Raw genomic sequence first — 12,256 nt, forward strand, 5'->3', positions numbered from 1 at the left:
CTCCTCACCGCTTCATGCCCTGGATTGCCTGACAGACCAAGCCCTGCTGCACGTGGCCCGGCTGGCGTCGGCATTTGCCGGGCCCGCCTTCCTTAGCGCAGCAGTATGTCCGGAATCAGACGCAAAGGTAACCCCCGTCCACCGGAAGCACCGCCCCTGTGATGTACGACGCGGCGGGCGAGCACAGGAACGCGATCACCTGGGCGACGTCGCCCGGCCTGCCGTACCGTCCCAGAGGGATGCGGGCCAGGACCTCCGCCGCGGCCCGCGGGTCGTCGAGCAGGCCCCGGGCGAGCGGGGTCTCCACGAACCCCGGCGCGACCGCGTTCACGCGGACGCCCTCGGCCGCGTACTCCGCCGCGAGCGACCGGGTGAGCTGGGAGACGCCTCCCTTGCTCGCGCTGTACGCCGGCCTGTCCCTGCTGCCGAAGAAGGCGAACATGGAGGAGACGTTCACGACACAACCGCCCGTCTTCGCCAGGTGCGGCCGGGCGGCCTCGCAGGCGACCATGGTGGCGGTCAGGTTGACGTCGATCACGCGCCGCCACCGGTCCAGGTCATACTCCCCGCGGTCGTGGCTGACGCCCGCGCAGTTCACCAGCATTCCGATCTCCGGCTCCGCACGGACGAGCCGGGCCAGACCATCCCGGTCGAGGACGTCGTGCTCGATCACGCGGACGCGCGGATGGGCCGGCCGCTCGCCGGCGACCTCGGGCGCCAGGCCGAGGGCCACGACGTCGGCGCCGAGCTCGGCGAGCAGGGTGGCCGTCGCCGCCCCGATCCCCGACGTCCCGCCGGTGACGAACGCCGTACGGCCGGCGAACAGGTCACCGCGGAATCCGCTGGACGTGGACTGATCGGTCATGTGCGTGCGCTCCCTTCGCCTGGCCGCACCAGAACCTTGATCTGATCGCCGCCGCCCAGCAGGGCCTCGAACCCGTCACTGACGACGTCTCGGAGGGGGATGGTGGAGGTGACGATCGCCGTGAGGTCCACGCCCTCCTCGACCAACCGGATCAGGTCGGGATAGACGTCCCGATAACCGACCGTGGCGATGATCGACTGCTCCCTGTTGACCAGCGCGAACGCGTCGATGCTCACCGTCCCGGCGAGCCCGGCCAGCACGACCCTGCCACCGCTCCTGGTCGCCTCCAGGCAGGTGCGCAGGGTGCCTTCGGAGCCGACCACCTCGAACGCCACGTCCGCGCCCTCGCCTCCGGCCGCCCGCCGCATCAGGCCGGGCAGGGCATCGCGGTCGGCCACTCGCACCAGGTCGGTCGCGCCGAGCCGGCGGGCCAGGTCGAGCCGCGCGGGGGAGAGATCGGCGACGATCACCCGGCCGGCGCCCTCCCGCACCGCCAGCATCACGATGAGCAGGCCGATCGGGCCGAGGCCGACCACCGCGACCGTCTCGCCCGCCCGCAGTCCCGACCGGCGCAGCGCGTGCAGGGCGACGGCCGCCGGTTCGAACACGGCCGCCTGCTCCAGAGGGACCGTGTCGGGCAGGCGGTGCAGCATGTAGGCGGGTACGGTCGCCCGCTCCGCCATTCCGCCGTGGCCCATGAGCCCGGCGAAGCCGAAGTGGCGGCAGATGTTGTACTCGCCGTTCCGGCAGCGAGGGCAGGTGCCGCAGCGGTAGTGCGGCTCCACCGCGACCCGGTCGCCGGGCGCCAGGCCCCGCACTTCCGGGCCGACCTCGGTGATCGTGCCGCAGAACTCGTGGCCGAGGACGAGCGGCGCGGTCACCCCCGACTCGGGATGGGGGTGGGTCACCGGGATGGCGTGCGGCCCGTCGGCGTACTCGTGCAGGTCACTACCGCAGATGCCGCAGTAGGCGACCGCGAGGGTGACCTCCCCGGTGCCGGGGGCGCGGACGGCGACGTCGACGACCCGGACGTCCCGCGCCCCATACCAGACGGCAGCCCGCACGAGGCCGTCCAGCGGGCCGTTCACCGGGCCGTTCACCGGGTCACCTCCGCCGCCTGCGGCGCAGCACGGCCGGAGCCGTCTCCCGCAGGGCGAACGAGAGCAGGACGACGATCAGCGCGCCGCCTGCCGCGATGAACATCGCGGTCTGCAGGCCCCACAGGTCGGAGGCCCACCCGGAGATCATCGGGCCGAGGAACCCACCGGCCAGCTCGCCCACGCCCATGATCAGGCCGAGGGCCGTGGCCAGCGTGCCGGGCGGCACGGTCTCTGCCGGGATCGTGGCCATGAACAGTGTGAAGCACCCCAGCCCGGTGTAGGTGAAGATCATGATCAGGCCGAGCAGCGCCGGGCTGGAGACGTAGACGATCGCGATGGGGCAGAGCACCGCGAGGGCGGTGAAGCCGATGAGTGCCGGCTTGCGGCCGATCCGGTCGGAGATGCCGGGAGTGGCGAAGCCCCAGAGCACCCAGGCCACGCCCAGGCAGGTCATGACGCCGCTCATGGTGCCCGGCGTGAACCCCTTGACCTCCGTCAGGTACGTGGGGGTGAACGTGATGAGGGTGACGAACCACGTCAGGTAGCAGCAGGCGATCAGCATGCAGATCACCACGTTGCGCAGCCTCAGCACGTCCTTCAGCGCAAGCTTGGACTGTCCGGCGGCGCCGTCCCGTGCGGTCTCCGACGCGGTCCTGATGAGCGGCGGCCGCTCCCGGACGAACCTGGCGATCAGCGCGGCGATCACCAACCCGGGGATGATGGTGACGTAGAACGCGATGCGCCAGCCGTAGGACTCGGCGATCCACACCACGACGCCCGGGGCCACGATCCCACCGAGCAGACCGGCGGACGAGCCCTGCAGCAGGCCCATGTTCAACCCGCGCCGGCTTTCCCGGGACGCCTCCACCATCAGGGACTGCGCCATCGGGAGCACCGCCCCCTCGGCCGTCCCCATGAGGGCACGCGCGGCGAGCAACCCGGCGAAGCCCGCCATCAGACCCGACGCCGACGAGAAGAGCGAGAAGAGCACCACAGCGGCGATGAGGATCGGCTTGCGCCGGCCGAGCCTGTCGGACAACCGGCCGGCCACCATCCCGGCCAGCGCCCAGGTGAGTGCCAGCACGCCGGACAACGTGCCCAGCTCGCCGTTGGACAGCCCGAAGTCCGCGTCCATGTACGGGGCGAGGAAGGACAGGGCCTGCCGGTCGAAGAAGACGAACCCGAAGGCCAGGAAGAGAAGGAGGAGAAGGCGGTTCTCGTACCGCCTCGCTTCGCGTTCCACTCCGTGGGGGGTGGACGTCGTGATGTGGGTCATCGCGTTCCTCGTTGGGGGGCAGGCCGGTGATCAGCGGAACAGCGAGTTGACGTAGTCGGCGCCGATGCCCACCTTCTCGTAGTGCTCACGGCACATCGCGATGTAGTCGTGGACGTCGAAGATGCCCTGGGCTTCGCCGTTCTCGTCGAGCCACACGAGGGGCCCCTTGACGATGAAGAACGTCTTCATCGGCTCGCCGCTGTCGTAGGCCACCAGCGTGTGGCCCTCGCCCGGAGCCTCGTAGACGAAATCGCCCGCCGTGGCGGTCCAGGGGCGCTCCAGATAGCCCCACTTTCCGGAGATGGTGTAGGCGAACACCTCGTGCGGGTGGTAGTGCCGGTTGACCAGCCCCGCCTCCTTCGCCCGGAGGATGTCGGCCCAGCTGTTGTCCTTGACGTTGATCCAGAGAGGACGCGACCCGACGGTCTCGCTGAACGGCACGTAGTAACGGTCGTCATCGGTGGCGACCTTGGAAAGGTAGACCTCCGGCAGCGCGTCCGGCTTCTGCGAGTTCTCGATCGGCTTGAGGTTCTTCCAGAACTCCGACGTGGGGGTTTCGGGCATGTTTCCCTCTCCTTACGTGTGTTGTTGGAGAGTGAACCCTTCGCGGCGTCGGTCGTCTTTCCTGTCTCGGACATCGCCGCTTGCCTATTCCGGACGTGCCGCAGCGCTTGTGCCCGCACGGCTCACAGGCCCGTCGCCCTTTCGGCGACGGCGCGCCCTCGAGGCGGGCGACGGGGCACGGGGCTCTGACGGCAAGAGCGGGTAAACGGCCGGTACGGATGACGTCGTGTGCCGCTCCCCGATCAGCCGGGGCGTGCTCTGCTGTCGCAGGCAACGAGTGTCTGAGGAGGAGCGACCATGCCCCGCACAACCCGTATAGCCCTGGCCGCCGGGCTCGCCCTGGGACTCACCGCCGCTGCCGCCCCTGCCGTACCGGTGCTGGCCGCCGGGATGACGGCGGCCTCGGCCCCGCAGGCCGGCCCCGGTGACTCGGCGGGCGCGTCGGCGAACGAGCCGGTGGTCGAGTCGGCGGGCGGGTCCGCGACCGCCGTCATCAAGAACGTCACCGGGCGGACCCTCGGCACCGTCCGGGTCGAGCGATACGACGCGAAGAAGTCGCGGGTCAGCGTCAGCGTGCGGGGGCTCACTCCCGGGTTCCACGGCTTCCACGTCCACTCCACCGGGGTGTGCGACGCGCACTCCGTCGACCGGGCGACGGGCAGCGCCTTCTCCAGCGCCGGAAGCCACCTCGGCCCGGGGCAGCACGGCGGCGGAGCCGGCGACATGCCCCCGCTGCTGGCGGCCGCGGACGGCACCGCCTCCGCGTCGTTCGTGACCGACCGGTTCACCCTGGAGCAGCTGGGCGACGCCAACGGCAGCGCGTTCGTGGTGCACGCCGCGCCGGACAACTTCGCGCACATCCCGGACCGGTACTTCCACCGCCCCGATGCCGGCGGCGCCGTGGGCCCGGACGCGACCACGCGCAAGACCGGCGACGCCGGTGCCCGGATCGGCTGCGGCGTCGTCAAGGTCCACGCCTGATCCGGGTCCGCCGCCTCGCGGGCAGCCTCACTCGCGGGCAGCCTCACTCGCGGGCAGCCTCAGGAGATGTGGCGGCGCAGCCAGTCGACCAGCGGGACCAGCGCTCGCCAGGTCGAACGGACCCGGTCGAGGGTCTCGGGGGTGTGCAGCCATGGCTCCGGCTCGAACCGCCGCCCGGCGTGCAGCGTCTTGTGCCGGAGAAGGTCGAGCCGGGGATGGTCCTCCGGCGCGCCGCGGGGACGGGTCTTGAGCCGGTCGCCGCCGACCTCGATATCGCCGGGCAGGGCCCCGAGGATCTCCTCCAGCAGGGGCCCGGCGGTGTCGTCGTCCACGGCCTCGCGGAAACGTGCGACCTGGTCGCCCGACCCCCACCAGCCCGCCGCCACGTAGAGACCGTCGGCGTCCACCTGGACGTAGTAGCCCACGCCCTCCACGCCCACGCCGCAGTAGGCCCCCTGATGCGTCTTGTATGGCGACTTGTCCTTGGAGAACCGGACGTCGCGGTACGGCCGGAACAGGTGGGCCGGTCCGAACTCCGGCTCCAGCTCGTCCATGAGCGCGAGCATCGGCCCGCGCACACCCGTCTCGTAGAACCCCTTGTGGGCCGTCCAGTACGCCTTCGAATTGTCGGCGACGAGGCCCTCGTAGAAGATGAGCGCCTCGTCAGGGAACCCGCTGAAACCCATGCCACCCACCTTCGCACGCCCCACCGACAGTCCCGGGACCGGGACCGGGACCGGCACAGGCACCGGGGCCGGGGCCGGGATCACGATCGAGACCGGCACCGGGGCAAGCACCGAGAGAGCGACCAGCACAAGCACCGGGACCACGGCCATGACCGGGACAGGGACCGGGACAGGGACCGGGACAGGGACCGCGACCAGCACAAGCACCGGGACCACGGCCATGACCGGGACCACGGCCATGACCGGGGCCACGACCACGACCGAGTCGGGGATCAGGACCCGTACAGCGCGGACGCGTTCAGCGCCGCCGTCTCGCGGTGCCGAAGATCGTCCTGGTGATCTCCCGGCCGAGCGCGGTCGCGGCGGTGCGGGCCAGCGACCGGAACTCCTTCGAGGCGAGCATCCCTTCGAGCACCGACTGCCGGCGCGCCTCGGAGGGCCTGTCAACCGGCCGGTCCGCCGACCGGTCCGCCGGTCTCTCGGCCGGCGCCTCCCGCTCGGGCTCCCGCTGGGAGGCCAGTCGCGCGGTGAGGATCTCGTACGCCGACTGCCGGTCCACGGCGGTGCCGTACTTGGCCAGGAGCGGGGACGCGGCGATCACCCGTTGGACGACCGCCGGGTCGGACGGCGCCATGAGCGACTGCGGCGCCCGCAGCCGGGTCCAGGCGACCGGCGTCGGGGCACCCGTCTCGGACAGGACCGTGACGACCGCCTCCCCGATGCCGAGCTCGGTGAGCAGCCGTTCGAGGTCGTAGGAGGACTCGGGGAACGTCGAGACGGTCGCCTTCAGCGCCTTGGCGTCCTGCGGGGTGAAGGCGCGCAGGGCGTGCTGCACGCGCGAGCCGAGCTGGGCGAGGACGTCGGCCGGCACGTCCTTGGGCGTCTGGGTGACGAAGAAGACCCCGACTCCCTTCGACCGGATCAGCCGCACGGTCTGGGTGATCGATCGGAGGAACGCCTTGGACGCGCCCTCGAACAGCAGGTGCGCCTCGTCGAAGAAGAACACGAGCGACGGCTTGTCGGGGTCGCCCACCTCGGGCAGCGTCTCGAACAGGTCCGCGAGCAGCCACATCAGGAACGTGGAGAACAGCTGCGGCCGCTCCTGCACCGCCGGCAGCTCCAGGATGGAGATCACGCCGCGGCCGTCCGGCGTGGTCCGCAGCAGGTCGCGTACGTCGAACTCGGGTTCGCCGAAGAACGCCTCCGCCCCCTGGGCCTGGAAGTTCACCAGGGCGCGGAGGATGACGCCCGCGGTGGACGCCGACAGCCCGCCGATGCCGCTCAACGCCTCCGGCGTCTCGGTCAGATAGCGGATGACCGCGATCAGGTCCTTGAGGTCCAGCAGCGGCAGCCCGTGCTTGTCGGCGAAGTAGAAGATCAGCCCGAGCGACGACTCCTGGGTCTCGTTGAGTTCGAGCACCCGCGACAGCAGCGTCGGCCCGAACGCGCTCATGGTGGCGCGCAGCGGGATGCCTTCCCCCACGCCGCCGAGGGAGAAGAACTCCGTCACGCAGCCCTGGGGTGTCCAGTCCTGGCCCACCTCGGCGGCCCGGCGGGCGATGCGGTCGCCCGGCTTGCCGGGCGAGGCCAGACCGGACAGGTCGCCCTTGATGTCCGCGAGGAACACCGGCACGCCGTGACCGGCGAGCTGCTCGGCCATGAGCTGCAGCGTCTTGGTCTTCCCCGTGCCGGTCGCCCCGGCCACCAGGCCGTGCCGGTTCATCATGCACACCGGGATGCGGATGCGCTCGGAGGCGTCGGCGGTCCCGTCCTCGCGAACGAGCGCGCCCAGCTCCAGGGCCGGTCCCTCGAAGTCGTAGCCCTTCATCGGTTCGTGTACTTCTTCCCGGGCGTGGTGCCGCCGAGCAGCTCCGAGACGGTCACGTACGTGAAGCCCTTGCGGTCGAGCTCGTCGAGCAGCCGGGGCACTGCCTCCACGGTTGTCGGGTGGATGTCGTGCATGAGCACGATGTCGCCCGGTTTGGCCGCGACGCTGCGCTGCGCGATCACCTTGGGGTTGCGGTTGAGCCAGTCGAGGGTGTCGACTGCCCACAGGATCTGCGCGAGCCCGCTCTGCTTGGTCTCGTGGTCCACCGCCTGGCTCGTCGCGCCGTACGGCGGGCGCATGAGCCGCATCGTCACGCCGGTCGCCTTCCGCACGGCCTCCTGCGTACGGTCGAGCTCCCGGCGCAGGGCGTCGGACGACAATCCGGGCAGTGAGGCGTGGTCCCAGGAGTGGTTGCCGATCTCGTGGCCCTCGGCGGCCATCCGCCGCACGAGGTCCCGCGTCTTATCGGTGATCATCTGCCCGAGCAGGAAGAACGTGGCCCGGGCGTGGTGGGCCGCGAGCAGGTCGAGGACGTGCCCGGTCTGTTCGCCCGGCCCGTCGTCGAACGTCAGCGCCACGCACTTGTGCCGCTTGCAGTCGACGTGCCGGGGCGGCGGCACCGCGGGCAGGCGCGGCCCCGGTGCTCCCCGTTGTGTCCCCGCGAGCCGGAAGCGCAGCAGATCGGGGTCGAGATGCCGCTGTGTGCCGAAGCGCGGATGCGGTGCCGCGGCCCCGTGCCGTTCCCCCGAGACCGGCACGGTCCTGACCTGCCCACACCCGCCGAGCAACAGCAACGACAGCAGCACGGATCCGATCCGCATACGACCCCCCGGAGCAGGCGGGGGGCCACGAACGCTACGGATAGCCTCCGGCCGCTCCCCCCCGCAGAACCTTTTCCAGCTCCTCCCACCAGGGCGGCACATCCGCCTTGAGCTCGGCATATCTGCGAGCCACCCGGATGGCGCATCCTGCTGGGTCCGTACCCAGGTGCCGGCACTTCACGGCACCCTCGCGCCAACGGTAAAAGCCCTCACGGAAGGTCACGACCAGGCCTATCCAGACGGAGAGAGTAGCCTCGTCGCCGATCTCGTAGGCGTCGGCCACCCCGAGCGCGGCGAGTTCCGCGCGAAGTTTTTCCACCGCGACTCGCGACTCACTCACCGGCCACCGCCCCCTGCACAGCAGACACGCACAAAAAGGGATGTACCCAACCTTGGAGCGGCGCTTGCGGATTCATTCTGTAATCATCGGCTACTAAGCGTCACCACGCAGCCCTTACTCGTCAGTCATGTACGGGTTCTCCGAGATCAGGAGGGCTCACGGGCGTCCTCGGCGACCCCGGCCCCGTCCGGAGGTGCTGCGCCGTCCGGAGGTACGGGTGGCTCGGTGACCACCATCACGAACCGCAGCGGTTCGCCGTGCTCGTTGGCGTAGCGGTGCGGCCGGTCGGCGCTGAACACGACGGCGTCGCCGGGGCCCATGACGTGGCTCCTGCCGTACACGGTCAGCGTGAGCCGTCCCTCAAGCACGGTGAGCATCTCGCGGGTGCCGGCGGGGTGCGCGTCGCCGTCGTGATGCTCGCCCGGCTCCAGCCGCCAGTCCCACAGCTCCAGGATCGCGGGCGCGTCCGTCCCCACGAGCAGGCGCGCCGATCCTCCCCCGGGATGCCGGAAGGTCACCACCTCCGACTCGTGCACGACCCGGACGACCGGGGTGTCGGCGACCTCCACCAGCCGCGCGAGGGTCACGCCCAGCGCGTCGGCGATCCGGGTGAGCGTGTTGACGCTCGGGTTGGTGCGGCCCTGCTCGATCTGGATGAGCATGCCGCGGCTCACGTTCGACCTGGCCGCGAGCTCGTCGAGGGTCAGCCCCCGATGGGCCCGCTGGCCGCGTACGTTCGCGGCGATGGCCGCGGTGATGGTCGCAGGATCAGCCATGAGTACAGCCTAGTGATCTGCTACTACAATCCATTGCACTATCAAGGCAATCTCTTGGGGGATCTGTGACGGCGGTGGCCCTCGCGACGGCATGCGCGGTGATCTTCGGCACGGCAGACTTCTTCGGAGGGCTCGCCACCAGGCGGTCGAAGGTGCTGGCCGTCGTCGTGCTCTCCCAGCTCGGCGGCCTGCTGCTGGTCGCCGCCCTCCTGCCGGCGCTGCCGGGCCACCCGAGCACGGCCGCGCTGGCCTGGGGAATGGCCTCCGGAGTCGCCGGCGCCTTCGGCATCGTGCTGTTCTACCGCGGCCTGGCCACCGGCATGATGTCCGTGATCGCCCCGACCACGGCCACGACCGCGATGGCGGTCCCCGTGGTGTTCGGGCTTCTCACCGGCGACCGGCCCTCCCCTCTGGCGCTCGTGGGCGTCGTGCTCGGACTGTTCGCCGTCCTGCTGGTCAGCCGCGAGCCGGACAACGGCGGGGCCCGCGGCCCGAAGGCCGGGCCGATCCTCGCCGCCCTGGTGTCGGGGGCGGGTTTCGGCGGGTTCTTCGTGCTGCTCAAGCTGGCCCCGGCCGACTCCGGCACGTGGCCGCTGCTCGGCGCGAGGATCGCGTCGATCGCGCTGGTCGCGCTGCTGGCCCTCGTGACGCGCAGGAGCCTGCGCCCGGTGCCCGGCAGTCTCACGGTGACGATCGCGGCCGGGGTGCTCGACATGGCCGCCAACGTGCTCTATCTCTTCGCGGCGCAGCGGGGGATGCTCACCCTGGTGGCCGTTCTGGTGTCGCTCTATCCGGCGAGCACGCTGCTGCTCGCGCGGTACGTCCTCGGCGAGCGGCTGAGTGCCGTACAGATCACCGGGGTCGGGTTCGCGCTCGGCGCGATCGCGCTGATCGCCGCCGCCTGAACCCCCGCCGCCTTGGCCCCCCGCCTTAACCGCCGTCTGAACCCTGGGGGCCGATGACGCGGGCGAGGGACCATGTTCCCGCGCCCGGTCAGGGGCCCGTCAGGTGCCTCAGGCAGGGGTCAGGCCGCGCACGCCTGCTCGGGGACGCGTACGACGCCCTCCTCGCGGGCGTAGTCCTCCAGCATCCCCCGGAGCTGGCGGCGGCCCCGGTGCAGCCTGGACATGACGGTGCCGATCGGGGTGCCCATCCGGTCGGCGATCTCCTTGTATGCGAAGCCCTCGACGTCGGCCAGATAGACGGCCACCCGGAAGTCCTCCGGAAGGGCCCGCAGGGCGTTCATCACGACGTTGTCCGGAATCTGGTCGAGCGCCTCGCTCTCGGCCGAGCGCAGCCCGGTCGACATGTGCGACTCGGCCGCGGCGAGCTGCCAGTCCTCGATCTCCTCGGCGGCCGACAGCTTGGGCGAGCGCTGCTTCTTCCGGTAGTCGTTGATGAAGTTGTTGGTGAGGATGCGGTGCAGCCAGGCCTTGAGGTTCGTGCCCTCACGGAACTGGTGATATGACGTGTACGCCTTCGCGACGGTCTCCTGGACCAGGTCCTCGGCGTCGGCGGGGTTGCGCGTCAGACGCATGGCGGACGCGTAGAGCTGGCTCGTGACCGGCACGACCTCACGCTCGAACCATGCCTGCCGCTGCTCGTCGGTCGAGATCATCTCTTCCCCCTACGGAACTTCTCCCCCGTTACCCGTCCGGCCGGAACACATGCGAGGTCACTCGTTCATCGTTGTGCCAAGGAACATCGTGCCGCTTGGGGCCTAAGCACGGTGTTAATGTCGTTCCGCCTGATCAGCGTCATCGCTGTGGAGACCAGGCCCGCGCGGCCAGGTCACGCGCAAGCCGAACAAGTCTCATTAGCGTAACATCGCAGCTTCAATCCAGAGTAAAATGTGGCAGATCTCACTGGCCACCCCGGGATGCGGACCAGTGGAGCCCGATAGGCGTCTTTGGTGTTCATGCCACGCGACATGTCAGAGTTGCGGGCATGAACCACCTGGATCGGCACGATCCGGTCACGAGGGCATGGGTGGCCGACGCCATCCAGGCCGTCGAGGCCGACGCCAACCGAAGCTGCGACACGCATCTGCATGTGTTCCCGCTCCCCTCGCACTGGGGTGTCGACCTCTATCTGAAAGACGAGTCGGTGCACCCCACCGGTTCACTGAAGCATCGTCTCGCCCGATCCCTTTTCCTGTACGGCCTGGCGAACGGCTGGATCGGGCCCACCACCACGATCATCGAGGCGTCGAGCGGGTCCACGGCCGTGAGCGAGGCGTACTTCGCCCGGCTGCTCGGCCTGCCGTTCATCGCGGTGATCCCGGCGAGCACCTCGCCGGAGAAGCGGGAGATCATCGAGTTCTACGGCGGCAAGTGCCACCTGGTGGACGACCCGAGAGCGATCTACGACGAGTCGCACCGGCTCGCCGCCGAGACCGGCGGGCACTACATGGACCAGTTCACCTACGCCGAACGGGCGACGGACTGGCGGGGCAACAACAACATCGCCGAGAGCATCTTCCAGCAGATGGAGCTCGAACGGCACCCGGAGCCCGCGTGGATCGTGGTCGGCGCGGGCACCGGCGGCACCTCCGCCACGATCGGCCGCTACATCCGCTACCGCCGCCACCAGACGCGGCTGTGCGTGGCCGACCCGGAGGGCTCGGCGTTCTATCCGTCCTGGGTCTCGGGTGAGGAGCACGGCGGCGCCGGTTCGCGCATCGAGGGCATCGGCCGGCCGCGGGTCGAGCCGTCGTTCCTGCCGACGGTCATCGACCGGATGACCCAGGTGCCGGACGCCCTGTCGATCGCGGCCATGCACTGGGTCAGGGAGGTCACCCGCAGGGAGGTCGGCGGCTCGACCGGCACCAACATCGCGGCGGCGGTGCAGATCATCAGGGAGATGCGGGAACGGGGCGAGCGCGGCAGCGTGGTCACGCTGATCTGCGACGGCGCCGAGCGTTACCGCGACACGTACGGCGACCCGCACTGGCTGTCGGAGCGGGGCATCGACATCACCCCCCACATCGAAGAACTACGCGCCTTCCTGCGGAGCTGAC

13 protein-coding genes are annotated in these 12,256 nt (G+C 70.4%); 3 read left to right on the plus strand and 10 right to left on the minus strand.

The features are described from left to right. Positions 1–115: 115 nt before the first annotated feature. From OHB01_RS02490 to OHB01_RS02505, 4 genes are read right to left on the minus strand one after another with little or no spacing between them, the layout of a single operon-like run. Positions 116–865, minus strand: coding sequence for an SDR family NAD(P)-dependent oxidoreductase (locus OHB01_RS02490; protein ID WP_142646015.1), 750 nt, complete (start codon positions 863–865; stop codon positions 116–118). Next, on the minus strand, positions 862–1,965 hold the full coding sequence (locus OHB01_RS02495; RefSeq protein WP_205829937.1) for a 2,3-butanediol dehydrogenase: 1,104 nt from the start codon (positions 1,963–1,965) through the stop codon (positions 862–864). Before OHB01_RS02495 ends, OHB01_RS02490 begins: the two co-directional genes overlap by 4 nt. A 4-nt stretch (positions 1,966–1,969) precedes the next feature. Continuing rightward, a complete protein-coding gene (locus OHB01_RS02500) occupies positions 1,970–3,241 on the minus strand; it encodes an MFS transporter (protein WP_142646016.1) in 1,272 nt (423 codons plus the stop codon). A gap of 30 nt (positions 3,242–3,271) precedes the next feature. Beyond that, entirely contained in the window at positions 3,272–3,805 is a 534-nt protein-coding gene (locus tag OHB01_RS02505) for a 2,4'-dihydroxyacetophenone dioxygenase family protein (RefSeq protein ID WP_142646017.1), read from the minus strand. A gap of 297 nt (positions 3,806–4,102) precedes the next feature. Here OHB01_RS02505 and OHB01_RS02510 point away from each other — a divergent pair, with 297 nt between their 5' ends. Beyond that, the gene (locus OHB01_RS02510) at positions 4,103–4,786 is read left to right on the plus strand and encodes a superoxide dismutase family protein (protein WP_142646018.1); all 684 of its coding nucleotides are present in this window, start codon (positions 4,103–4,105) and stop codon (positions 4,784–4,786) included. A 59-nt stretch (positions 4,787–4,845) separates the two neighbouring features. On the opposite strand, the gene OHB01_RS02515 is transcribed toward OHB01_RS02510, so the two are convergent. The 5 genes from OHB01_RS02515 to OHB01_RS02535 all read right to left on the minus strand — a co-directional run bounded on the left by OHB01_RS02515 (position 4,846) and on the right by OHB01_RS02535 (position 9,237). Continuing rightward, positions 4,846–5,472 carry a DUF2461 domain-containing protein gene (locus OHB01_RS02515; RefSeq protein ID WP_142646019.1) on the minus strand — a complete coding sequence of 209 codons (627 nt, stop codon included), beginning with the start codon at positions 5,470–5,472 and terminating at the stop codon, positions 4,846–4,848. Positions 5,473–5,770: 298 nt separating this feature from the next. Then, entirely contained in the window at positions 5,771–7,300 is a 1,530-nt protein-coding gene (locus OHB01_RS02520) for a helicase HerA-like domain-containing protein (RefSeq protein ID WP_328709302.1), read from the minus strand. Next, a complete protein-coding gene (locus tag OHB01_RS02525) occupies positions 7,297–8,121 on the minus strand; it encodes a polysaccharide deacetylase family protein (RefSeq protein ID WP_142646023.1) in 825 nt (274 codons plus the stop codon). The genes OHB01_RS02520 and OHB01_RS02525 overlap by 4 nt, the downstream gene beginning before the upstream one ends. A gap of 34 nt (positions 8,122–8,155) precedes the next feature. Continuing rightward, a complete protein-coding gene (locus OHB01_RS02530) occupies positions 8,156–8,461 on the minus strand; it encodes a hypothetical protein (RefSeq protein WP_079312678.1) in 306 nt (101 codons plus the stop codon). A gap of 146 nt (positions 8,462–8,607) precedes the next feature. After that, complete coding sequence (locus OHB01_RS02535; RefSeq protein WP_142646025.1) at positions 8,608–9,237, minus strand: helix-turn-helix domain-containing protein; 630 nt, start codon at positions 9,235–9,237, stop codon at positions 8,608–8,610. A 65-nt stretch (positions 9,238–9,302) separates the two neighbouring features. Between OHB01_RS02535 and OHB01_RS02540 the strand changes: the two genes are divergently transcribed. Then, positions 9,303–10,142, plus strand: coding sequence for a DMT family transporter (locus tag OHB01_RS02540; protein WP_142646027.1), 840 nt, complete (start codon positions 9,303–9,305; stop codon positions 10,140–10,142). Between the two features lie 119 nt (positions 10,143–10,261). Here the strand turns inward: OHB01_RS02540 and OHB01_RS02545 are convergent, their stop codons facing one another. Continuing rightward, a complete protein-coding gene (locus OHB01_RS02545; protein ID WP_142646029.1) occupies positions 10,262–10,855 on the minus strand; it encodes a sigma-70 family RNA polymerase sigma factor in 594 nt (197 codons plus the stop codon). A gap of 329 nt (positions 10,856–11,184) precedes the next feature. On the opposite strand from OHB01_RS02545, the gene OHB01_RS02550 reads away from it, so the two are divergent. Beyond that, the gene (locus OHB01_RS02550) at positions 11,185–12,255 is read left to right on the plus strand and encodes a PLP-dependent cysteine synthase family protein (RefSeq protein ID WP_142646031.1); all 1,071 of its coding nucleotides are present in this window, start codon (positions 11,185–11,187) and stop codon (positions 12,253–12,255) included. Position 12,256 lies beyond the last annotated feature (1 nt).

The organism is Microbispora hainanensis, assembly GCF_036186745.1.
In the GTDB taxonomy this organism is placed as follows: Bacteria; Actinomycetota; Actinomycetes; order Streptosporangiales; family Streptosporangiaceae; genus Microbispora.

Coding starts and splice junctions, on each gene's coding strand:
- OHB01_RS02490 (WP_142646015.1), bottom strand. CDS start 865: ATGACCGATCAGTCCACGTCCAGCGGATTCCGCGGTGACCTGTTCGCC.
- OHB01_RS02500 (WP_142646016.1), bottom strand. CDS start 3,241: ATGACCCACATCACGACGTCCACCCCCCACGGAGTGGAACGCGAAGCG.
- OHB01_RS02505 (WP_142646017.1), bottom strand. CDS start 3,805: ATGCCCGAAACCCCCACGTCGGAGTTCTGGAAGAACCTCAAGCCGATC.
- OHB01_RS02510 (WP_142646018.1), top strand. CDS start 4,103: ATGCCCCGCACAACCCGTATAGCCCTGGCCGCCGGGCTCGCCCTGGGA.
- OHB01_RS02515 (WP_142646019.1), bottom strand. CDS start 5,472: ATGGGTTTCAGCGGGTTCCCTGACGAGGCGCTCATCTTCTACGAGGGC.
- OHB01_RS02520 (WP_328709302.1), bottom strand. CDS start 7,300: ATGAAGGGCTACGACTTCGAGGGACCGGCCCTGGAGCTGGGCGCGCTC.
- OHB01_RS02525 (WP_142646023.1), bottom strand. CDS start 8,121: ATGCGGATCGGATCCGTGCTGCTGTCGTTGCTGTTGCTCGGCGGGTGT.
- OHB01_RS02535 (WP_142646025.1), bottom strand. CDS start 9,237: ATGGCTGATCCTGCGACCATCACCGCGGCCATCGCCGCGAACGTACGC.
- OHB01_RS02545 (WP_142646029.1), bottom strand. CDS start 10,855: ATGATCTCGACCGACGAGCAGCGGCAGGCATGGTTCGAGCGTGAGGTC.
- OHB01_RS02550 (WP_142646031.1), top strand. CDS start 11,185: ATGAACCACCTGGATCGGCACGATCCGGTCACGAGGGCATGGGTGGCC.